The 22275-nt window shown below is 70.2% G+C and carries 19 protein-coding genes; 5 read left to right on the top strand and 14 right to left on the bottom strand.

Annotated features, from left to right (window positions below):
* Positions 1 to 194: 194 nt before the first annotated feature.
* Positions 195 to 1217, bottom strand: a complete 1023-nt coding sequence (locus BGO46_RS04610) for an FtsQ-type POTRA domain-containing protein (RefSeq protein ID WP_292675664.1) — start codon at positions 1215 to 1217, stop codon at positions 195 to 197.
* Positions 1218 to 1319: 102 nt separating this feature from the next.
* The gene (gene murC / locus BGO46_RS04605; protein ID WP_292675661.1) at positions 1320 to 2720 is read right to left on the bottom strand and encodes a UDP-N-acetylmuramate--L-alanine ligase; all 1401 of its coding nucleotides are present in this window, start codon (positions 2718 to 2720) and stop codon (positions 1320 to 1322) included.
* A 215-nt stretch (positions 2721 to 2935) separates the two neighbouring features.
* Here murC and BGO46_RS04600 point away from each other — a divergent pair, with 215 nt between their 5' ends.
* Complete coding sequence (locus tag BGO46_RS04600; RefSeq protein ID WP_292675658.1) at positions 2936 to 3289, top strand: PadR family transcriptional regulator; 354 nt, start codon at positions 2936 to 2938, stop codon at positions 3287 to 3289.
* Positions 3286 to 4647, top strand: coding sequence for a hypothetical protein (locus tag BGO46_RS04595; RefSeq protein WP_292675656.1), 1362 nt, complete (start codon positions 3286 to 3288; stop codon positions 4645 to 4647). Before BGO46_RS04600 ends, BGO46_RS04595 begins: the two co-directional genes overlap by 4 nt.
* A 172-nt stretch (positions 4648 to 4819) precedes the next feature.
* Here the strand turns inward: BGO46_RS04595 and BGO46_RS04590 are convergent, their stop codons facing one another.
* The 10 genes from BGO46_RS04590 to BGO46_RS04545 form a co-directional block, all read right to left on the bottom strand.
* On the bottom strand, positions 4820 to 5917 hold the full coding sequence (locus tag BGO46_RS04590; RefSeq protein ID WP_292675654.1) for a UDP-N-acetylglucosamine--N-acetylmuramyl-(pentapeptide) pyrophosphoryl-undecaprenol N-acetylglucosamine transferase: 1098 nt from the start codon (positions 5915 to 5917) through the stop codon (positions 4820 to 4822).
* Positions 5918 to 6201: 284 nt separating this feature from the next.
* A complete protein-coding gene (gene ftsW, locus BGO46_RS04585; RefSeq protein WP_292675652.1) occupies positions 6202 to 7527 on the bottom strand; it encodes a putative lipid II flippase FtsW in 1326 nt (441 codons plus the stop codon).
* A 25-nt stretch (positions 7528 to 7552) separates the two neighbouring features.
* Positions 7553 to 9067: a UDP-N-acetylmuramoyl-L-alanine--D-glutamate ligase gene (murD, locus tag BGO46_RS04580; protein ID WP_292675773.1), complete on the bottom strand. Its 1515-nt coding sequence runs from the start codon at positions 9065 to 9067 to the stop codon at positions 7553 to 7555.
* Positions 9049 to 10158 (bottom strand): phospho-N-acetylmuramoyl-pentapeptide-transferase, encoded by a 1110-nt coding sequence (mraY, locus tag BGO46_RS04575; RefSeq protein WP_292675650.1) that lies wholly within the window; start codon positions 10156 to 10158, stop codon positions 9049 to 9051. Before mraY ends, murD begins: the two co-directional genes overlap by 19 nt.
* The gene (gene murF / locus BGO46_RS04570; RefSeq protein WP_292675647.1) at positions 10155 to 11567 is read right to left on the bottom strand and encodes a UDP-N-acetylmuramoyl-tripeptide--D-alanyl-D-alanine ligase; all 1413 of its coding nucleotides are present in this window, start codon (positions 11565 to 11567) and stop codon (positions 10155 to 10157) included. Before murF ends, mraY begins: the two co-directional genes overlap by 4 nt.
* 27 nt (positions 11568 to 11594) lie before the next feature.
* Positions 11595 to 13403, bottom strand: coding sequence for a penicillin-binding protein 2 (locus BGO46_RS04565; protein WP_292675644.1), 1809 nt, complete (start codon positions 13401 to 13403; stop codon positions 11595 to 11597).
* A 4-nt stretch (positions 13404 to 13407) separates the two neighbouring features.
* Complete coding sequence (locus BGO46_RS04560; protein WP_292675642.1) at positions 13408 to 14013, bottom strand: hypothetical protein; 606 nt, start codon at positions 14011 to 14013, stop codon at positions 13408 to 13410.
* On the bottom strand, positions 14010 to 14969 hold the full coding sequence (gene rsmH, locus BGO46_RS04555) for a 16S rRNA (cytosine(1402)-N(4))-methyltransferase RsmH (RefSeq protein ID WP_292675640.1): 960 nt from the start codon (positions 14967 to 14969) through the stop codon (positions 14010 to 14012). The genes BGO46_RS04560 and rsmH overlap by 4 nt, the downstream gene beginning before the upstream one ends.
* Positions 14970 to 15067: 98 nt before the next feature.
* The gene (gene mraZ, locus BGO46_RS04550; protein WP_292675639.1) at positions 15068 to 15499 is read right to left on the bottom strand and encodes a division/cell wall cluster transcriptional repressor MraZ; all 432 of its coding nucleotides are present in this window, start codon (positions 15497 to 15499) and stop codon (positions 15068 to 15070) included.
* Positions 15500 to 15689: 190 nt separating this feature from the next.
* Entirely contained in the window at positions 15690 to 16085 is a 396-nt protein-coding gene (locus BGO46_RS04545) for a DUF3040 domain-containing protein (protein ID WP_292675637.1), read from the bottom strand.
* A 174-nt stretch (positions 16086 to 16259) separates the two neighbouring features.
* On the opposite strand from BGO46_RS04545, the gene BGO46_RS04540 reads away from it, so the two are divergent.
* Positions 16260 to 17240, top strand: coding sequence for a polyprenyl synthetase family protein (locus BGO46_RS04540; RefSeq protein ID WP_292675635.1), 981 nt, complete (start codon positions 16260 to 16262; stop codon positions 17238 to 17240).
* A 51-nt stretch (positions 17241 to 17291) separates the two neighbouring features.
* Here the strand turns inward: BGO46_RS04540 and BGO46_RS04535 are convergent, their stop codons facing one another.
* Positions 17292 to 17639 carry an Rv2175c family DNA-binding protein gene (locus BGO46_RS04535; protein WP_366246794.1) on the bottom strand — a complete coding sequence of 116 codons (348 nt, stop codon included), beginning with the start codon at positions 17637 to 17639 and terminating at the stop codon, positions 17292 to 17294.
* Between the two features lie 138 nt (positions 17640 to 17777).
* Between BGO46_RS04535 and BGO46_RS04530 the strand changes: the two genes are divergently transcribed.
* Together BGO46_RS04530 and pknB are read left to right on the top strand one after the other, a co-directional pair.
* Positions 17778 to 18770, top strand: a complete 993-nt coding sequence (locus tag BGO46_RS04530) for a LysM domain-containing protein (protein ID WP_292675633.1) — start codon at positions 17778 to 17780, stop codon at positions 18768 to 18770.
* 110 nt (positions 18771 to 18880) lie between these two features.
* Positions 18881 to 20815 (top strand): Stk1 family PASTA domain-containing Ser/Thr kinase, encoded by a 1935-nt coding sequence (gene pknB / locus BGO46_RS04525; RefSeq protein WP_292675630.1) that lies wholly within the window; start codon positions 18881 to 18883, stop codon positions 20813 to 20815.
* A gap of 94 nt (positions 20816 to 20909) precedes the next feature.
* On the opposite strand, the gene BGO46_RS04520 is transcribed toward pknB, so the two are convergent.
* Positions 20910 to 22247, bottom strand: coding sequence for a class II 3-deoxy-7-phosphoheptulonate synthase (locus tag BGO46_RS04520; protein WP_292675628.1), 1338 nt, complete (start codon positions 22245 to 22247; stop codon positions 20910 to 20912).
* Positions 22248 to 22275: the final 28 nt, after the last annotated feature.

Below are 22275 nucleotides of genomic sequence, written 5' to 3'. Positions count from 1 at the left end.
GCCGGCCTCCATCTTGTCCCGAACCGCTAAACCTTGAACCTCTAGTTGAGGTTTAAAGAATTGCCGAGTATGCAATTCCTTGGATTGAAGGTAAGCGGCGGCGACGCCGCGCCCGGCCAGGACATGGGCGTGTCGCGCACAAATCCGGCGCGCCTGACCGACTCCGCCTCAAGTGCTGGTTGAGGGTTGTGGGCTCAGCGGATGACGACGGCGTTCGGCGACGAGACGTCGTAGCTGTAGACCGTGTCGGGCGGCCGCGCCGTCATGGCCGATGCCAGCACGACGGCCTTGTAGGCAGAGTCATCGGCGTTGCCCCAGACGACCTCGGTGCCGGTGCCGCCGAGGGTCAGCGTCACGTCGTTGGCGGTCGTCGCCGACATCGCCGTGACCTGCGCGCGGATGTCGTCCGGCAGCGAGCGGTACACCGTGCCGACGGCGGTGAAGGCGGGCGAGCCCACTCCCCCGGTTGCCGTGATGACCGGATGCCCCGCGTCGGGCTGCGGGGTCGTCGCGAGGGCGACGCCCGCGGCATCCACCAGTGTGTATCCCGCGGCGGACTCGATCGAGCCGATCGGCGTGCGCTCGACGATGCGCACGACGAGCTCGTGCGGTGGGCGGGCCTCGAGGGCGTACGACTCGACGAGCGGGAACTGCACGAGCGCAGCCTTGACCGCGGACGAGTCCACGCGTGCCAGGGGCGTGCCGAGCTGGTCGGAAAGGGCCGCTTCGACCGTGGCCGCGTCGAGGCTCTCGGTGCCGACCACGCTGATCTGCTCGACGGCGAACAGCGGGCTGTACGCGGCGCCGAGGGTGCCGAGCACGAGCAGCACGAGTGCGCCGATGGCACCGATCCACACCATCCGGCGGCGGCGCTGGCGCACCGTGAAGCGGCGGACTTCGGCCCGCAGCGCCTTGCGCCGGGCGCGCGCCGCAGCCCACACCTCTCGCACGCTGACGTGCTCGGGCAGAGCGTCGAGACCATCGAGGTCGGGGTCTTGCTCGATCGCGTCGAGGTCGGGGTCGCGGTCTTGTTCGATCGCGTCGAGGCTGGGTGCGGCGGTGGCGATATCGGGGCCGGCGGATGCCGGGGCCCACGCCGGCGGCGCGGGCTGGGCGGCCGGCTCAGGCCGGGTCGCGGGCGGCGCGAGCGGCTCGGGCCGTGCGGCCGACTGCGCGGACGGCGGAACGAGCGGCGCGGGCGGCGCGAGGTCGCGCACCGCGGGTTGCTCGTCGCGGGTCGACGGGCGGCCAGACTCCGCGGGCGCGGCCGGGCGCGGCGCGGCGGACTCCGCCGGCAGGGGCGCGGGCCGACGCATCCGCTACGCCTCGGTCTCGGCGAGCGCCTGAAGCACCTGCGGGATGATCAGGTAGACGTTGCCGCAGCCGAGCGTGATGACGTAGTCGCCGTCGCGGGCGATGGAGGCCGTGTAGTCGGCGGCCTCCTGCCAGTCCGGCACGTAGTGCACGTGATCGGGGTCGGCGAAGGCGCCGCTGACGAGCTCGCCGGTGACGCCGGGCACGGGGTCTTCGCGGGCGCCGTAGACGTCGAGCATGACCGTGTGGTCGGCGTAGCGCTCGAGGACCTCGGCGAACTCGCGGTACATCTCCTGCGTGCGCGAGTAGGTGTGCGGCTGCTGGATCGCGATGAGGCGCCCGTCTCCGACGACCGTCCGCGCGGCTTCGAGCGCCGCGGCGACCTCGGTCGGGTGGTGCGCGTAGTCGTCGAAGACGCTGACGCCGCGCTCGACGCCGTGCAGCTCGAACCGGCGGACGGTGCCGCCGAAGCCCTCGACCGCACGCAGCGCGGGCTCGAGGTCGTGGCCGAGCGTGAGGAGCACCGCGACGGCGCCCGCCGCGTTGATGGCGTTGTGTGCGCCCGGGACGGCGAGCTGTCCCGTGACGCTCTGCCCGCCGTGCCGCAGCGTGAACGAGACCGGGCCCTCGGTGACGATGTCGGTGACGCGGACGTCGGACGAGGCATCCTCACCGAACGTCACGATGCGGGGGTGCGTGAGGGATGCCGCGACGCGCCGCGCGCCCGGGTCGTCGGCCGAGATGACGACGGCCTCGCGCGCCTCGTTACCGAAGCGGGCGAAGGCGTCGTAGAAGGCATCCCGCGTTCCCCAGTGGTCGAGGTGGTCGGGATCGACGTTCGTGATGAGCGCGATCGACGTGTCGTACAGCAGGAACGTGCCGTCGGACTCGTCGGCCTCGATGACGAACAGGTCGTCCGATCCGGTGCCGCTCGAGATGCCGAGGTCGGCGATGACTCCCCCGCTGACGAACGTCGGGTCGGCATCCAGCGTGCGCAGAGCGGTGACGAGCATGCCCGTCGACGTCGTCTTGCCGTGGGCGCCCGCGACGCTGACGAGCCGGCGTCCGCCGATGAGCCAGTGCAGCGCCTGCGAGCGGTGGATGACGTGCAGGCCGCGCTGCTTCGCGAGCAGGAACTCGGGGTTCTCGGGCCAGATCGCGCCGGTGTGGATGACCGTGTCGACGTCGCCTGGCAGGTTCGCGGCGTCGTGACCGACGTGCACGGTGGCGCCGCGCGCGGCGAGCGCCTGCAGTGCGGCGCTGTCGGCGCGATCCGATCCCGACACGCGGATGCCGCGGTCGAGGAACATCCCCGCGAGCCCGGACATGCCGGATCCGCCGATGCCGATGAAGTGCGCGGCGGTGATGTCGTCGGGGATGGGCAGCGTGAGATCGGGTCGAATCATGGCCCGTCAAGTCTAGGTCGGGCCGCCTGGGAGCCGGGTGGCGGCGCGCTGTGGGTAACCGCCCCACGGGCGTGTTTGGGGTCGCGTGCTGTCGGGTCGTCTGCAGTTTGGGGTCGCGTGCTGTCGCCTCGGGCATCCTGACCCGACCACACGCGACCCCAAACCCGGGAACGGCGTTCGTTGCAATATTTCTGCAATGGGAATATCTTCAGGCCATGACGACCTTCGGCGATACGGCGTTCTGGATCCTCACTTCGCTCGCGGGCGGGCGCAAGCACGGGTACGCGATCCTGCGCGATGTCGAGTCGGCCGCAGGCAGCGCGCCCCGCGTGACGACGCTGTACGCGGGGCTCGAGCGCCTCGAACAGCAGGGACTGGTGCGCGCCGACGGCGACGAGATCGTCGACGGGCGCGCGCGGCGCTATTTCGTCGTGACGGATGCCGGGCTGGAGCGCCTGCAGCACGAGACCGCCGCCCTGGAGGCACGCACGCGTGCGGCCCGCGCCGCGCTCGGTCGTGCAACCGCGACCAGCCCTCGCCTGACGCGCACGGCCGGATCGTGGGCATGACCGACGACGAGCGCTTCCGCCGGGTGCTGCGCTGGTACCCGGCATCCTGGCGCCGCGCGAACGGCGACGTCGTCGTCGGCACGATGCGTGAGGTCGCCGAGGCGGACGGGCGCGATCGACCGTCCCGCGCCGAGACCCACGCTGCTCGCATCAACGGGCTCGCACACCGCCTCGATCGCCGTGTCGCCGTCGGCAGTGCCGTCATCGCCGTCGTGCTGTCGATCGTCGGCATTGCGGCGACCATCTTCGTGCCCGCGGTGATCGGCGCGCCGATCGACAGCGTGCTGCGGAGTGTCATCGGCCCGGCCGCCATCTTCAGCGCGCCGACGTTCCTCGTCGTGTCCGCCATCGCGACGCTGCGCGTCCGCGGGTTGCGAGCGAGCGCTGCGCTGTGGGCACTGGTCTGCGCCGCGCTCGCGACGGTGCCGCTGGGGCTGGCCGCGGCAGCATGGAGCGTCGCGTTCGACGAAGCCGATGCCGGTCTGCCGCGATCGATGTTCGGCGCCGCGTGGATGCTGTTCGCCGCAATATCGGCGCTCGCGTGCGCGGCCACCGGCGCTGTCCTGGTGACCGCCGCCCTCGCGCCGCGACTGCGCGGCTGGGAACCCATCGTGGGCATCGCTGCTGGTGTCGTCGCGTGGCCGATCCTCGTGACCACGATGCCCAGCCCCGGGACGGCCACGCTCGCCGCCATCGCCATGCTCGTGCTGGCCGTCACCGGCACACGCCCGCGGGGCGATGTCACTCAGCCGGCGGATGCCGAGCCGATGGGACGCGCGGCGGCGAGTGACGTTCGCCGCTTTCCCCACCGCTGGTGGATCGTCGCGCTGGCCGGCGTGTCGTTCGTCCTCGGCATCGCGGCCATCGTCTTCGCCCTCGCGGGGTCGCAGTGGGCTGAGCTGGACGCCACGCAGGCGATGCGCGTGGGGATCGGGGCCGGCGCACTGGCGACGATTCCGCTGATCGGATGCCTCGGATTGGTGCGACCGCGCCACCGCCCGCTTGATCGCTGGGGCCCCGTCGTGCTCCTGGCCTCCGCTGCGATCGGCGTGGCGATCGTCAATCTCACCTCCGATGGCGACGGCGACGCGACCGTGTGGCAACTGCTGCTGTGCGCGTTGCCGGTGGCCGGCGCCGCCGTCTGGATGATCCTCGCGTCCCGCTGGAGAGGCGACGTGCGCGTGATCCTGGCGGTCGGCGCCGCTCTGACAACGCTCGTGCTGTCGAGCGGTCTGCAGGCTGTCCCGTTCGTCATGCCGCTCGTGGCCGTGGTCGTTGCGATCACCGCGCTGCTGCGCCCGCGCCGGCGCGTGCAGGCCTTCGCGGGGCTTCCGCCGCGGGCATCCATCACCGAGTGACGCCGCAAGTTTGGGGTCGCGCGCTGTCGGGTGGTGCGAAGTTCGGGGTCGCGTGCTGTCGGGTGGTGCGAAGTTTGGGGTCGCGTGCTGTCGCCTCGGGCATCCCGACCCGACCACACGCGACCCCAAACCGGAGCGCGGCCGCGGCGCGGCGGCAACCACCCAGCGGGGCTCAGCGGGCGAGTGCCTCGTCGAGCATCGCGATGACGTTCTCGGTGCCGTTGCGCGTGCCGACGGATGCCGCGGCGACAGCCATCGCGGCGCGGCGCGCGCCGTCGGCGAGCAGGGGCACCACCTCGGCGCGCACGACGTCGCCCGTGAACCCGGCATCCGGAATCAGGATCGCGGCGCCCGCGCGCACGGCCGACCCGGCGTTGAGCGCCTGCTCGCCGTTGCCGACGGCGTAAGGGACGTACACGGCGGGGATGCCCAGCGCGCTGATCTCGCTCACGGTCGCCGCGCCCGCGCGCGAGACGATGAGGTCGGCGAGGGCGAAGGCGAGGTCCATGCGGTCGACGTAGCGGCGCACGGAGTAGCCCGGGGCGCCGGGATCGGCGAGGTCGGACCGCTCCCCCGTCACGTGCAGCAACTGCCAGCCCGCGCCGAGCACGTCGCGCCACGCGGCGCCGTGCCCCTCGCCGAACGCCTCGTTGAGGCGCAGCGCGCCGAGCGACCCGCCGAAGACGAGTAGTACGGGGCGGGCCGGATCCAGCCCGAAGTACGCGGCGGCCTCGTCGCGCAGCGCCGCACGGTCGAGCTCGACGATCTCGCGGCGCAGCGGCATGCCCACGACGCGCGATCCCTTCAGGCGCGTGCCGTCGAACGCCACGCCGACGCCCGCCGCACGACCCGCGCCGAGGACGTTCGCGAGCCCGGGCTTCGCGTTCGCCTCGTGCACGATGAACGGGATGCCCTCGCGGCGCGCGGCCACGTATGCCGGCGCCGAGGCGTACCCGCCGAATCCGACGACGACGTCGACCCCGTGGGCGCGAATGTGCGCGCGCACCTGCGCGATCGCGCGGCGCCACGCGGCCGGGAAGCGCAGGGCCGCGCCGTTCGGGCGCCGCGGGAAGGGCACCTTGTCGACGATGAGCAGCTCGTACCCGCGCTCGGGGACGAGGCGCGCCTCGAGTCCCTCCTTCGTGCCGAGCACGAGGACGGATGCCTCGGCATCCCGCGCCCGCAATCCATCGGCCACAGCCAGCAGCGGGTTGACGTGCCCGGCGGTGCCGCCGCCGGCCAGGAGATACGTCGGGTGCTCTGCAGTCACCGGAACGACGATACCCGTCCGTGGCCCGGTCTCATGTGTGCGGGGGTGCGCCGAGGCGTCCCACCACAACTGCCGACTGGAGCGTCGTCCGCACGAGCCACCCGGCTCGAGCTGGCAGTCGTTGCGCACTCACCCGCACTGAGGCAGCCACAACTGCCACACGGATGCCCACGCTCGCCCCCGACCTGAACTCCGTCATTGCGCACTCAACCGCGTTGAGCCAACCACAACTGCCAACTCGACGCAGAATGACTGATGCCCGCGAGGGCGCGCCCCGCGATCCGCTACCGCGCCGCGCGCACGCGCGTCGGCCGCGCCGCGGCGCGAGCCCCGCCCGAACCGCCCCCACCCGCAGCACCACCCGCCGGCAGCGTGCGGGCGAACGAGAGCAGCACCCCGCAGGCGATCAGCACCGACAGCAGCGAGGTGCCACCCTGCGACATGAACGGCAGCGGCACGCCGAGCACGGGCGAGAGCCGCAGCACGACGGCGATGTTGATGAGGGCCTGTCCGACGATCCACACCGTGATGCCACCCGCGACGATGCGGATGAACGGGTCGTGCGTCTTGCGGATGACGTGGAATGCACCCACCGAGAACAGCGTGAACAGGGCGAGGACGACGAGGCATCCGATGAGCCCCAGCTCTTCACCGAGGATCGCGAAGATGTAGTCGTTCGACTGCGCGGGCAGCCAGCCGTACTTCTCGCGCGAGTTGCCGAGTCCGAGGCCGAAGATCCCGCCGCCGGCGAGTCCCCAGATGCCGTGCAACGGCTGGTAGCAGCTCGTGTCGTAGCACGAGACGCTGTCGACGTCGAGGAAGCTCATGATGCGCGCCATGCGGTTGGGGCTCGTCACGGCGAACACGGCCGCCGCCGCGACGACGAGCAGCAGCGGAATCAGGAACAGCCGCAGCTTGACGCCCGAGAAGAACAGGCAGCCGAGCAGGATCAGCATGAGGATCATCGCGGTGCCCAGGTCGTGGCCGGCCATGACGGTTCCGATGACGAGCGCACCGACCGGCACGACGGGGATGAACACGTGCCGCCACAGTCCCAGTAGCGTCTGTTTGCGGTACAGGACGTAGCCGAGCCACAGGGCGAGGGTGAGCTTGAGGAACTCCGACGGCTGCGCCTGGAACCCGGCGATCACGATCCAGTTGCGGTTGCCGTCGTTGGCCGACCCGAGGCCCGGCACGAACACGAGCAACTGGAACAGGGTCGCACCGATGAGAGCCGGCCACGCGATCCGCTTCCAGAAGGTGACAGGCAGCCGGCTCGCGAGGAACATCAGCGGGATGCCGATGACGGCGAAGGCGGCCTGCTTGAGCACGACCTCGAACGGGCTCGCTCCGTCGGCGACGGCGGTCGCCATCGTCGCGGACAGCACCATCATGAGGCCGAAGCCGGTGAGGATCAGCGCGGTCGACGCGATCAGCAGGAACTCGCTCGGCACCGGCGCGAACACGCGGCCGAGCGAGACGCGGGCTACGAAACCGCGCGGCGCAGACTCGAGCGACGCCTCCGGTGCACCCGACGCCTGCGGCGTGGCCGACGTCTGTTGGCCAGGCAGCGCCTGCGGTCGGGTACGCCCCGTCGTGGTCGTCGCCACCGGCTCCCCTTCCGTTTCGGCGCTGCTAGCCCCGCTCGATCCAGTCCTTCACGGCCGCCGCGAACCGGTTTCCCCGATCCGCGTAGGACGCGAACTGATCGAAGGATGCCGCAGCCGGAGCGAGGAGGACCACGTCTCCGTCACGGGCGATTCCTGCCGCCAGTTCGACGACCTGCGCCATGACGTCTTCAGTCTGTGCGTCGTCGACCTCGAAGACGGGAATCGCGGGCGCGTGTCGCCCGAACGCCTGCGTGATCTCGTCGCGCGCCGCGCCGATCACGATCGCGGCCTTCACGCCGTCGCCGCGCGCGGCGACCAGCGGCGCGATGTCGACGCCCTTCAGAAGCCCGCCGACGACCCATACGGCGCCCGGGAACGCCGCGAGCGACGACGCAGCCGCGTGCGGGTTGGTCGCCTTCGAGTCGTCGACCCACGTGACGCCGGCCGCAACCGCGACGACCTCGATGCGGTGCGCGTCGAGCCGGAACTCGGCCAGGGCCGCCGCGATCGCGGCGGGCTCGACATCGAGCGAACGCGCGAGAGCGGATGCCGCCAGGATGTTCGCGACGATGTGCGGCGCGGCGAGTCCCCGCGCGGCGAGGTCGGTGACCGTCGTCAGCTCGAGCGCGCTCGTGTGCCGCTCGGCAAGGAAGGCACGGTCAACGAGGATGCCGTCGACGACGCCGAGATCGCTCGGCCCCGGCACCCCGAGGTCGAATCCGATGGCGCGGCATCCCTCGATCACATCGGCATCTTCGACCATCTCGCGCGTCGCGACGTCGGCCTTGTTGTAGATGCACGCGACGCGCGCGTTCGCGTAGACGACCGCCTTCGCGTCGCGGTACGCCTGCGCCGACCCGTGCCACTCGAGGTGGTCGTCGGCGAGGTTGAGGCACACGCTCGCGTACGGCGAGAGGTCGGACTGCAGCGAGAGGTACCAGAGCTGGTGGCTGGACAGCTCGACGACGAAGACATCGAACCCGCTCGGGTCACGGACGGCGTCGAGCACCGGCGTGCCGATGTTGCCGACGGGCACGGCACGCAGACCGCCCGCGACGAGCATCTCCGCCGTCAGTTGGGTCGTCGTCGTCTTGCCGTTGGTGCCCGTGATGAGCACCCACTCGGCGGGTGTGCCGTCGGCGCGCAGCACTTTGTCGCGTACGCGCCACGCGAGCTCGATGTCGCCCCACAGGGCGATGCCGCTCGCCTGCGTCCACGCGATGACCGGGTGGTGCGGGGCGAAGCCCGGCGACGCGACGACGACCTCCGGCGCGAACTCGACGAGCTCCTCCGGAACTGAGGCGAGCGGGCCCGTCCACAGGCGCGCACCGATGACCGGCAGCAGCCGCGCGTACTCGGGGTCTGCACCCTCGCTCACGACGAGCACGTCGGCACCGAGCTCGGCGAGGGTATCGGCGACCGAGAATCCGGTCACCGACAGGCCCAGCACGGCGACCCGCAGCCCGCGCCAGTCGGCGTGCCAGCTGCGCAGCGCGTCGAGGTCGCGTGCGGATGCCCCGGTCACAGCGCCGCCAGCCAGGCGACGTAGAACATGCCGACACCGGTCACGGCGAGCATGCCGGCGATGATCCACATGCGCACGACGATCGTGATCTCGGGCCAGCCGCGCATCTCGAGGTGATGGTGGAAAGGGCTCATCAGGAACAGGCGCTTGCCGCCGGTCGCCTTGAAGTAGTAGCGCTGCAGGATCACCGATCCCGGGCCGATGATGAACACGCCCGCGACGATGACCGAGAGGATCTCGGTGCGCGAGAGCACAGCCATCGCGACGATGACGCCGCCGATCGCCATCGAGCCGACATCGCCCATGAAGATCTTCGCCTTGGGAGCGTTCCACCAGAGGAACCCGACGAGCGCGCCGACGAAGGATGCCGCGATGATCGTGAGATCCATCGGGTCGCGCGTGTCGTAGCACCCGGACTGGTAGGCGGTCACGAGGGCATTCGAGGTGCAGCGCTGCTGGAACTGCCAGAACGTGATGAGGCTGTACGCCGAGATCGTGAAGATGCCCGACCCGGTCGCGAGGCCGTCGAGACCATCGGTCAGGTTCGTCGCGTTCGACCAGGCGACCGACAGGAACGACACCCACACGAGGTAGGCGATCCAGCCGATGACGGCACCCAGCGCCATGAACGAGAGCATCGGGATGTCGCGGAAGAAGGAGATGTACGGCGAAGCGGGCGTCTCGCCGACGCTGTTGGGGAAGTTCAGCGCGAGGATGCCGAACGGCACCGCCACGATCACCTGGCCGACGATCTTGCGCCAGCCCGACAGGCCCAGGCTGCGCTGCTGGCGCACCTTCATGTAGTCGTCGATGAAACCGACGACCCCGAGGCCGACCATCATCCAGATCACCAGCAGGCCGGAGATCGTCGGTGGGGCACCACCGGTCAACGTGCCTGTGAGGTAGCCCACGATCGAGCCGAGGATGAAGATCACGCCGCCCATCGTGGGCGTACCGCGCTTGGCCTGATGGCTCGGGTTGTGCGCGTTCTCGGGGGTGCGGATGACCTGCCCCCACCCGAGCTTCTCGAACAGCCGGATGAACAGCGGCGTCAGCAGCAGGGTGAAGGCGAGCGAGATCGTCGCGGCGGCTAGAAGTGACCTCACGAGAACGATTCTCCCAGACGATCACCCAGATGCCGGAGTCCGGCCGAGTTCGACGACTTCACAAGCACGCGATCACCGTCGCGCAGTTCGCCCAGCAGGTAGTCGTACGCTTCGTCGGCGGTCTCGAAGAAGACGGCTTCGCCATCCCACGACCCTTCGCCGATCGCTGCGAGGTACAGGCGCCGCGCGTCGCGGCCGACCACGACGATCCGCTCGATGCGCAGACGCACCGCCTGCAGTCCGATGCGGTCGTGCTCGTCGCCCGCGTAATCCCCCAGTTCGCTCATCGCACCGAGGACGGCGACCTTGCGCTGGCCCGGTTCGGCGATCTGGGCGAGCGTGCGCAGTGCCGCCGCCATCGAATCGGGGCTCGCATTGTACGCGTCGTTGATGATGCGCACGCGGTCGGATCCGAGCGGCTGCATGCGCCACCGCTCGGCGATCTCGACGGTCTCCAGGCGCGCGATCCCGTCGGCCAGCGGCACACCCATCGCCTGGGCGGCGGTGAGCGCGGCGAGGGCGTTCATGACGTGGTGCTCGCCGAGCACGCGCAAGCGCAGCGGCATCCGCTCGTCACCCGCGACCACGACGCACGTTGCGCCGGATGCCGTGACTTCGACGTCTTCTGCGCGTACGTCGGCCGTCGCGCCGCGGCCGAACCAGCGCACGCTGACTCCCCGAGCCGCAGCGACGGCGGCCATCGTCACGACGCGCGGGTCGTCGGCATTGAGAACCGCGACACCGCCGGGGCGGATCGCCTCGACGAGCTCGGTCTTGGCCCGCAGGGTCGCCTCGACGCCGCCGAAGCCGCCGGCGTGCGCGAGACCGACCATCAGCACGATGCCGATGTCCGGCGTCACGAGGCCCGCGAGGCGGGCGATCTGGCCGGGGCCGGCGGCGCCGAACTCGCTGACCAGGTAGCGCGTGTCGTCGGTGACGCGCAGCATCGTCAGCGGTGCGCCCACCTCGTTGTTGTAGGAGGCGCGCGGGGCGACCGTCTCGCCCTCGTCCTGCAGGATGCGCGCGAGCAGGTTCTTCGTCGTCGTCTTGCCGTTCGAGCCGGTGATGCCCGCGACCGTCAGCTCGCCGCCGGCGCGCACGCGCGCGACGACCGTCTGCGCGAGCGCGGCGAGGGCCTCGACGACATCGGCCACGACGATCTGGGTGATGGGCGCCTCGACCGTCCGTTCGACGATCGCGAGGGCTGCGCCCGCCTGGGCGACGGCGTCGACGAACAGGTGCCCGTCGGTGGTCTCGCCGGGCTTGGCAACGAAGATGTCACCGGGGCCGAGCAGGCGGGAATCGGTGTCGACGGTGCCGGCGACGGTCGTCGCGGCGGAGTCGTCCCCGAAGGTCTCGAGGCGCCCCGAGACGGCGTCAGCCAGTTCGGCGAGGGTCATCCGGATCATGAGTGGTTCCTCCGGCGCGCGAACGCGTCAGTTCACGGGCAGCAGCGGGGTCGTGGAGTCAGACGGCATGACGCGGTAGTGGGTGAGGACCTGCGTCATGGCCTTCTTGAACGAGATCCGGTTCGCCGACGACATGCGATTGTTCTTCGGCTCATCGAACACCGTCATGACAACGTACTGCGGATCGTCCGCGGGCGCGTACCCGACGAGACTCGTGAAATAGAGACCGTCCTTGTAACCACCGGCCCCGTCGCTGATCTGTGCCGTTCCCGTCTTGCCTGCCATCCGGTAGCCCGGGATGGCGACGTCGGCGGCGAGCGTGCCCTGTGCGAACACGTTCTCGAGCATGAGCGAGAGCTGGCTGGCCGTCTCGGGCTTGATGACCTGCTCGGGCTCGGGAAGGTCGGGGGTGATGACGGTGCCGTCAGCCTCGGTGCACGATTCGACGAGCGACAGCGGCATCTTCACGCCGCCGTTGGCGATCGTCTGGTAGACGCTCGCGACCTGCGGAACCGTGACAGTGAAGGCCTGACCGAACGTCGTCGTGTAGTACGTCTGGCTGTCCCAGTCGGAGACCTCGTGGTACTCGCCCTTCGGCTCGGCCGACCAGTTCAGCGCGGTACCGCTGCCGACACCGAACTTCAGCAGGTAGTCCAGACGCGTCTGCGGGTCCATCATCGCGCCGAACTGCGACAGCGCGACGTTCGACGAGCGCACGAGGGCACCCGTCGCGGTGAGGGTCTCGGTCGCGTGCTTCTCGTCGTCGTTGATCACGGCGCCGTTGGCGAACTCCATGCGATCGGGGTCCTGCACGCGCGTGTCGGCGGTGAATGCCCCGGTGTCGAGGCCGGCCGCCATCGTGACGGGCTTGAACGTCGAGCCGGGCTCGAACGAGAAGCGCAGCAGCTTCGAACCGCGATCAGCCGCATCGGTCGCGCCCGGATCGTTGGGGTCGACGGTGCCCGACTCGGCCGCGGCGCGGATCTTGCCGGTCGCGACCTCGACGACGATGATGCCGCCCCACTCGGCGTTCAGCCGCGTGCTCTCTTCGGAGATCAGTTGCTGCATGTACCACTGCAGGTCGCTGTCGATCGTGAGTTGCAGCGTGCCGCCGTCGACGGCGGGCGTCTCGGTCTCGGTGCCGGGGATGATGACGCCGTCGGCGCCGCGCTGGTAGCTGACCGAGCCGTTCTCCGACTGCAGGCACGAGTTCTGCAGCGATTCGATGCCCTCCAGCGGTGTGCCGTCAGAGCCGACGAACCCGAGGATGTTGCCCGCGACGGCCCCGTCGGGGTAGACCCGCGAGGGGTGCTGGTCGAAGTAGAGGAAGGGGAGGCCCAGGTCGACGAGCGCACGGTACTCCTCCGTCGAGACGTAGCGCTTGATCGTCGCGAACTGCGACTTCTCGTCGATCGCGAGAGCGTCGGCCACGATCTTCTCGATGTCGTCGGCGGACTGTCCCGTCACTTCGCCGATCTGGGCGGCGAGCTCAGGCCACGGCACCTTCTCGGCGTCGCCGTTCGCGTCCTTGACGACTTTGCCGTCGGCGTCCTTCTTGTCGGTGCCGAGTACCGCGAGCATCGGGGTGATGTTGACGTCGTAGAGGATCGTGCTGGTGGCCAGCACGGTGCCGTTCGTGTCGACGATCTCGCCCCGCGCGCCGTAGAGGGTCTGACCGGCGCCGGTCGCGAGCTTCTCGGCGTCGGCGACGTGGTCACTCGCGTTGACGACCTGGATGTCGACGAGGCGCACGACGAATGCGGCGAGGATCGCCAGGACGACGGCGAGGGCGACGACGGTGCGCCGGCGCGGACTGCGTGTTGCGTGGGTCGTCATGTCTTCAGTGTGTGTCCGGCGTGGGCAGACCGTCGGCGATCACGGGGGGTGTCGCGGGACTCGCGGCGGCCTCGGCGATCGCCTCGTCGGCGACACTCGCACCGGCGCCCAGGCTGGCCGACGGGTCGCTGGCCAGCGGCACGCCGGCCACGAGTGCGTTGGCGACGGCGGCCTGGCTGAGGGCGTTGACGGCGCTCGCGCCGTTCGAGCCCGCGGCCGTGCCGATGATCGCGCTGTCGCTCAAGCGCAGATACGTCGGTGTCTGGCCCGTGACCATGCCGAGCGCCGAAGCGTTCGCGGCGAGGTACTGCGGCGAGCTCAGACCCGCGATCGAGTCGGTCAGCATGCGCTTCTGGTAGTCGAGCGAGCGCTGCTGCGAGGTCAGCTGTGCCAACTCGTACGACGACTGCGTCGTCAGGATCGACAGTCCCATCTGCGCGGCGCCGATCAGTACCGCACCGGCCACCGCGACGATGCCGTACAGCAGACGGGGCCTGCGGCGGGCCGCGGGGCGCTCGAGCGCGCGCAGGCGCCGGTCGTCGCCGGTCCGCGGCGGAAGTTCGGGAAGGTCCTCGAGGAGGTCCAGAGACGTGGATGCCGGGGTGCTCATGCCGCCTCCGCAATGCGCTCGGCCGCACGCAGACGCACGGGGGTGGCCCGCGGGTTGCGTGCCCTCTCTTCGTCGGATGCCAGTTCCGCGCCCTTCACGAGCAGGCGGAACCGCGCCGCGTGCTCGGGCAGTTCGACCGGGAGCCCCGCGGGCGAGGTCGACGTCGAGGCATCCGCGAATGCCCGCTTGACGAGGCGGTCCTCGAGCGACTGGTAGCTCATGACGACGATGCGCCCGCCGACGCGCAGAAGGCCCATCGCGGCGGGCAGGGCCCGATCGAGCACCGACAGCTCGGCGTTGACCTCGATGCGCAGCGCCTGGAAGACGCGCTTGGCGGGGTGCCCGCGCCCCTCGCGCTGCACCGCGACGGGGGTCGCCGCGACGAGGATGTCGACGAGCTGGCCCGAGCGCAGGATCGGCGTGTCGGCGCGCGCCGCGATGATGGCCCGCGCGTACCGGCCCGCGAGCTTCTCTTCGCCGTAGCGCTCGAAGATGCGGCGCAGGTCGCCTTCGCCGTAGGTCGCGATGACGTCGGCCGCCGTCGTGCCGGCGGTCTGGTCCATGCGCATGTCGAGCGGCGCGTCGTGCGCGTAGGCGAATCCGCGGTCTGCCTCGTCGAGCTGAAGCGACGAGACGCCGAGGTCGAACAGGATGCCGTCGACGCGGCGCACGCCGGCCGATGCCACGGCCTCGGCGATCCCGTCGTAGACGGTGTGGACGAGCGTCACGCGGTCGCCGAAGCGGGCGAGGCGGTCGCCCGCGATGCGCAGAGCGTCGGTGTCGCGGTCGAGACCGATCAGGCGGATGTCGGCGAAGCGCGCGAGGAGCGCTTCGGAGTGCCCACCCATGCCCTCGGTCGCGTCGACGAGGACGGCGCCGGGGTTGGTGAGCGCGGGTGCCAGCAGCTCGACGCAGCGCTCGAGCAGGACGGGGGTGTGGATCTCGGAGTAGTCCATGGTCTTTTCCGGTGGGATCCGGGGCCCTGATCCCCATCCGCCTGACCTGACACCGGGGAAGTGCGTCAGGGCGTGCGGCTGGGAGTCACGGCCACGGATCAGAACAGGCCCGGGATCACCTCCTGCTCCATGTCTGAGTAGCTGTCTTCGTTGCCGTCGGCGTAGGTGTTCCACGCCTCGGCATCCCAGATCTCGGCGTGCGCGCCGACACCCGTGACGACGAGTTCGCGGTCGAGGCTCGCGTACGTGCGCAGGTGCGGGGGGATCGTGATGCGGCTCTGGCTGTCGGGCTTCTCGTCGCTCGCGCCGGAGAGGAACATGCGCTGGAAGTCGCGAGCCTGCTTGTTGGTCAGCGGAGCCTCGCGGATCTTCTCGTAGACCCGCTCGAACTCCTTCGTGCTGAACACGTAGAGGCAGCGCTCCTGACCGCGGGTGACGACGACGCCGTCACCGAGGTCGGTGCGGAACTTGGCCGGCAGGATCACGCGCCCCTTGTCGTCGAGCTTGGGGGTGTAGGTGCCAAGAAGCATCGACCACTCCCCCTTCCTCCGGCCCGATCAAGGTATGCGCCACTTTACTCCACTTCCCTCCACTTCACTATCGATTTTTGGGCGCGACACTCCCTCGGATCTCCACAGCGGTTCGAATCGGGCACAAAAAAAGCACCGACCCGAAGGTCGGTGCTGTTTCTGAGTGTCGCCGGGCGACGCCCTGGTGGGATCAGTCCTCGCCGTGACGGCGGTCCCACCGGTCGTTCATGCGGTCCATGAAGGATGCCGAGGATCCGGACGACTTCTTGGCCGCGCCGCCAGCGGGGGCCTTGTCGCCGCCGTGGGATGCCGAGACGCGACCCGCCGCGTTCTTGGCCGGGGTCACCGCAAGCACAACTCCTGCGACCATCACGAGGAAGGCGATCACGCCGACCACGATGAGGCCACTCGAGACGCCGCCGATCAGGCCGCCGATGCCGAGCAGCACGAGCACCGTGCCGTACACGATGTTGCGGTAGCTCAGCGACTGACCTTCGCGCGGCGCGCTGACGACGTCGGCGTCCTTGTTCATGAGATGGCGTTCCATCTCATCGAGCAGGCGCTGCTCTTGCTCTGACAGCGGCATGCGTCCCCCTTCGGGCGGATCTGTGAGGACAATTCTACGCGTCCTCGCGAGAACTAGGCTAGGCCTGTGCAGGCTTCCCCCGACCCTATCGAAGCAGTTTCTCAGCGACTTGCTGACTTTGTCGACGGTCAGGTCGATTCCTGGCACGATTCCGGCCCTGAGGCGACGACATTCGTGCGTGCAGCGGGCACAGCACTGGTCGGCGGAAAGCGTCTGCGGGCGCGATTCTGCCTCACGGGATGGCAGGCGGTCGCCGAGCTGCGCGAGCCCCGCGCGTCGCCCGATGCCGATGCCATCTCGGCCGCCGCCGCGCTCGAGGTCTTCCACGCCGCGGCCCTCGTGCACGACGACCTGATCGACAACTCCGACACCCGTCGCGGCCGCCCCGCCGCGCATCGTGCGCTCGAAGCCCACCACCGCGCGTCCGGGTGGGCGGGCGACGCGGCCGCGTTCGGCCGGTCGGGAGCGATCCTGCAGGGTGACCTGCTCGTCGCGTGGAGCGACGACCTGCTCGAGCAAGGGCTGCGCACCGCGGCACACGCCGCCGCGGCCCGCGAGGTCTACGCCCTCATGCGCCGCGAGGTCACCGTAGGCCAGTTCCTCGACATCGCCGAAGAGGCCGCGTTCGTCGCCTCGCCCGTCACCGAGCATGCCGAACGCGCGCTGCGCGTGGCATCCCTCAAGTCCGCACGCTATTCGGTGCAGCACCCGCTGCTGCTGGGCGCGGCGCTTGCCGGGGCGGATGCCGCGCAGACAGCCGCGCTGTCGGACTTCGGCCACCCGCTCGGGCTCGCCTTCCAGCTGCGCGATGACGTGCTGGGCGTCTTCGGCGACAGCGCCGTGACCGGCAAGCCGTCAGGCGATGACCTGCGCGAAGGCAAGCGCACGGTGCTCGTCGCGTACGCGCGGGAAGAGCTGTCGGCTGGCGCCGGGCGCGTGTTCGACGAGCTCATCGGCGATCCGACGCTGGATGCCGCGCAGATCTCCTCGCTGCAGCAGACGATCGTCGACACGGGCGCGCTCGAGCGCGTCGAGGCGCTCATCGCGGGGTACTCCGAGGAGGCCGACCGAGCGCTGCGCGGGGCTCCCCTGGGCACGCACGCCGTCGGCGTGCTGCGCGACCTCGCGCACGACGCGACGGCGCGCACGGCCTGAGCCAAACGCGTCAACGGCCGCGCGGCCGCAATAGCCGCGACAGATGCCGGCTCAGGCGAGCGTCTGGGCGACGCGACGGACCTCGCTCTTGCGCCCGCGGCGCAGCGCCTCGATCGGGGTCAGGCCGATCGACTCCTCTTCTGCGAGAAGCCAGTCGATGAGCTCGTCGTCGCTGAACCCGGCATCCTGCAGCACGATGATCGTGCCGCGCAGCGATGCGAGCGGCTGACCGTCGCGGATAAACAGGGCGGGCACGGCGAAGGCGCCGTTGCGCTTCGAGCCGACCAGGTGGCGGTCATCGAGAAGGCGGCGGATGCGCCCGAGCGGCTCGTCGAGCACCTCAACGAGGTCGGGCATCGTGAGCCATTCGGGCGTGGACGTGGCGGAGTCATCGGTCACTCCTCCACTATCGCACCGGCGACGCGGGAACGCCGACTTCACTCTTTTCACACCAGCCACTTCATTAACTCTGTTTCACATTTGTTGACGTAGCTGTGCCGTCGTGCCAGCGTGGCGGGGTCGACGAAGGGGCAGCTCTTGAGACCTACCACCGCACCGATTCGGTCGCACATCGCGGTCGCGACGGCGGCGACGGCCGTCATCGGATCCGTTTCGCTCGCCCTCGGCAGCGCTCCGGCGGCTGCCGCGACTGCCATGGCCGCCACCACCGAGCGTCCCGCTGTGTCGCCCCGCATGCCGCTGCAGGTGAAGACGGTGGCGGCTCCCCCGAGCCACACGGTGCAGCCCGGCGACACGATCAGCGCGATCGCGCAGCGCAACGGGCTGCGCACCGCCGACGTGCTCGCGTGGAACGGCCTGGGCTGGTCGAGCATCATCCGCCCCGGACAGGTCATCGTGCTCGCGGCGCCCGCCGCCGTGACTGCGGAGCCCGCGACCACACCTGCAGCCCCCACCGCCGACGCACACACGGTCGTCGCCGGCGACACACTGTGGGCCATCGCGCATGGCGCGGGCATTCCCGTCGCGGCGCTGCTCGCCGCGAACGGTCTCGGCGATGGGTCGATCATCTACCCGGGTCAGGTGCTCACCGTGCCGACGGCGGCCACGCTGGCAGCTGCAGCGGCCACCTCGCCCACCGCGCCCTCCCCGGCAGAGCACGTCACGCTCGACGCCGAGCAGATCGCGAACGCGCGCGTCATCATCGAGGTCGGCCGCAGCCGCGGCGTCTCCGACCGCGGCATCGCGATCGCGCTCGCGACGGCGATGGTCGAGTCGTGGATCCGCAATCTCGACTGGGGAGACCGCGATTCGCTGGGCCTGTTCCAGCAGCGGCCGAGCGCCGGCTGGGGCACGGAGGACGAGGTGCGCGATCCGGCCCGGGCCGCGGCGGCGTTCTTCGGCGGGCCTGACGACCCGAACGGCCCCGAGACGCGGGGACTTCTCGACATCGCCGGGTGGCAGGACATGGCGTTCGGTGACGCGGCGCAGGCCGTGCAGATCTCCGCCTACCCCGAGCGATACGCCCCGTGGGAGCAGCAGGCATACGAGTGGCTCGCCGCCTACGGGTGAGCGGGCGCGGCACAGCGGGCGGATGGGCCGTCGATAACAGGTGAGCCACAGGTGGCCCCGCAGGTGAGCCGCTCCGCGGAGTCACGGCATCCGCTCCGTAGACTCTTCGCGTGAGCACGAGCCAGCAGACGGACCCGCTGATCGGCCGTCTGGTCGACGGTCGGTACCGCGTGCGTGCTCGCATCGCCCGCGGCGGTATGGCGACCGTCTACGTCGCGACCGACCTGCGACTCGAGCGTCGTGTCGCGCTCAAGGTGATGCACAGTCACCTTTCCGACGATCAGGTCTTCCAGGGCCGGTTCATCCAAGAGGCGCGCGCGGCGGCGCGTCTGGCCGATCCGCACGTCGTCAACGTGTTCGATCAGGGCCAGGACGGCGAGATGGCGTACCTGGTCATGGAGTACCTGCCCGGCATCACGCTGCGCGATCTGCTGCGCGAGCAGCGCCGGCTGTCGATCCCGCAGACGATCACGATCATGGATGCCGTGCTATCGGGCCTTGCCGCAGCGCATCGCGCCGGCATCGTGCACCGCGACGTGAAACCCGAGAACGTGCTGCTCGCCGAAGACGGCCGCATCAAGATCGGCGACTTCGGTCTCGCGCGCGCGACGAGCGCGAACACTGCGAGCGGCCAGATGCTGATGGGCACGATCGCATATCTCGCACCCGAACTCGTCACGCGCGGTACGGCGGATGCCCGCAGCGACATCTATGCGCTGGGCATCATGCTCTACGAGATGCTCGTGGGCGAGCAGCCGTACAAGGGCGAGCAGCCCATGCAGATCGCGTACCAGCACGCGACCGACTCGGTGCCGCGCCCGAGCGCGAAGAACCCCGGCATCCCCGAGCAGCTCGACGAGCTCGTCATGTGGTCGACCGAGCGCGAGCCCGACGAGCGGCCGCTCGACGCGCGCGTGATGCTCGATCGTCTGCGAGAGATCGAGAAGGAGCTCGGCGTCTTCCCGCACGTCGTGCGCACGCCCGCACCCGGCATCGTTGCGGTCGAGGGCGGCATCGACTCAGGCGAAGTCACCAAGGTCATGCCCGGCACCTTCACGGCGCCGATAGTCACCGATGACGTCGACAACGCGACCAGGCTGCGCCGGCGCGCGCGGCGGAACACCGCCAAGGGCGCGTGGCTCGTCTTCCTCGTGCTGCTGCTGGCCGGCCTCGCAGGCGGAGCCGGCTGGTGGTTCGGGTCGGGACCGGGGTCGCTCGTGGCCGTCGCCGACGTCACCGGCAAGACGATCGACGAGGCGCAGGGCATCCTCGCCGCGCAGTCGCTCATCGCCGTCCCCGGCGAAGAGAACAGTCGCGAAGTCCCCACCGGCCAGGCGATCCGCACCGAACCGGGCGCCGGCACGCGCGTCGACAAGAACAGCGAAGTCACTGTCGTGATCTCGCTCGGCCCCGCCTCGCACGACATCGGCACGCTTGCCGGCGCGACACTCGACGACGCGAACGCAACGCTCGCCGAGTTCTACATCACGATGCCCGCAGAACCCGAGCGGTACTTCACAGACGCGGCATCCGGCACCGTCATCGGCGCCTGGATCACGCCTCCCGGCGGCGGTGACGAAGTCGAATGCACCAACGGGTGCACAGCGCTGGAGGACTCCACGGTCCGCTTCGACATCTCCGCGGGCCCCGTGCCCGCCGTCGCGGGCATGACCGTCGACGCCGCAACCGCCGCGCTGGAAGAGGTCGACCTGCACGCGACGACGACCGAGGAGTACAGCGACACCGTCGACGCAGGCGAGGTCATCCGCGTCGCCGACCGCGACGGCGGCGGATCCTGGCGCCCCGGCGAGACCCTCACGCTCGTCGTCTCGAAGGGGCCGCCGCTGTACGAGATCTCGAACGTTGTCGGAATGACCCGCGACGCGGCGAAGAAGGCCTTGTCCGACGCGGGCTTCGAGGTCACCTACTTCGGGCCGTGGGACCTCTTCCCCGACGAGACGACGCGCGTCTCATCGCAGAGCCCCGCGGCGGGCGCGCTGCGGGTCAAGGGCACCGAGGTCACGCTCGTCATCGCGACGCGCTGACTCTTGCCGAGGTTTCGACTCGCGCCTGCGGCGCTCGCTCAACCTTGAGCCGTAGCCGCGTCAACGCCGCTGCGCGGCGTTGACCCGGCTCGGCTCAACGCTTCTCGAGCTCCTCGGCGACGAGGAAGGCGAGCTCGAGCGACTGCATGTGGTTCAGGCGCGGGTCGCACAGGCTCTCGTAGCGGGTCGCGAGGGTCGCCTCGTCGATCTGCTCCGAGCCGCCCAGGCACTCCGTGACGTCGTCACCGGTGAGCTCGACGTGGATGCCACCGGGGAACGTCCCGACGGCGCGGTGCGCCTCGAAGAACCCGCGCACCTCGTCCACGACGTCGTCGAACCGACGCGTCTTGTAGCCCGTCGGCGTCGTGATGCCGTTGCCGTGCATGGGGTCGGTGACCCACAGCGGCGTCGCGCCGGAGTCCTTGACGGCCTCGAGCAGTGGCGGAAGCGCGTCGCGGATCTTGCCCGCGCCCATGCGCGTGATGAACGTCAGCCGGCCCGGCTCGCGCTCGGGGTCGAGCTTATCGATGAGCTCGAGCGCCGTCTCGGGCGAGGTGGAAGGCCCGAGCTTGACCCCGATGGGGTTGCGGATCTTCGAGAAGTAGTCGACGTGTGCGCCATCCAGCTCGCGCGTGCGCTCACCGATCCACAGGAAATGCGCCGACGTGTTGTACGGCGTGAGCGTGCGCGAGTCGATGCGCGTCATGGGGCGCTCGTAGTCCATCAGCAGACCCTCGTGGCCCGTGTAGAACTCGACGCGCTTGAGCTCGTCGAAGTCGGCGCCGGCGGCCTCCATGAACTTGATGGCGCGGTCGATCTCGATCGCCAGGCGCTCGTACTGCTGATTGGCGGGGTTCTGCGCGAAGCCCTTGTTCCAGCTGTGCACCTCGCGCAGATCCGCGAAGCCACCCTGCGTGAACGCGCGGATCAGATTGATGGTGGATGCCGCGGTGTGGTACCCCTTCAGCAGTCGCTTCGGGTCGGCCGTGCGTGACGCCTCGGTGAAGTCGTAGCCGTTGACGATGTCGCCGCGGTACGCCGGCAGCGTCACATCGCCACGCGTCTCGGTGTCGCTCGAGCGCGGCTTTGCGAACTGCCCCGCCATGCGCCCCATCTTCACGACGGGCATGGATGCCCCGTACGTGAGCACGACCGCCATCTGCAGCACCGTCTTGATGCGGTTGCGGATCTGTTCAGCGGTCGCACCGGCGAACGTCTCGGCGCAGTCGCCGCCCTGCAGCAGGAACGCCTTGCCGGCGGCAGCGTGCGCAAGTCGGTCACGCAGGTTGTCTACTTCGCCGGCGAAGACGAGCGGCGGCAGCGTCGCGAGTTCGTCAGAGACGGCGGCGACAGCGTCGAGGTCGGTCCAGCTCGGCTGCTGCTTGATCGGGAGCGAGCGCCAGGTATCGAGGTCGGCGTGCAGGGAAGGCATCCGCCAAGTCTAGTGTCGGGAACAGACG

This window comes from Microbacterium sp. 70-16, from assembly GCF_001898315.1.
Classification (GTDB): domain Bacteria; phylum Actinomycetota; class Actinomycetes; order Actinomycetales; family Microbacteriaceae; genus Microbacterium.
This window is presented reverse-complemented; position numbering and strand designations above follow the sequence as displayed.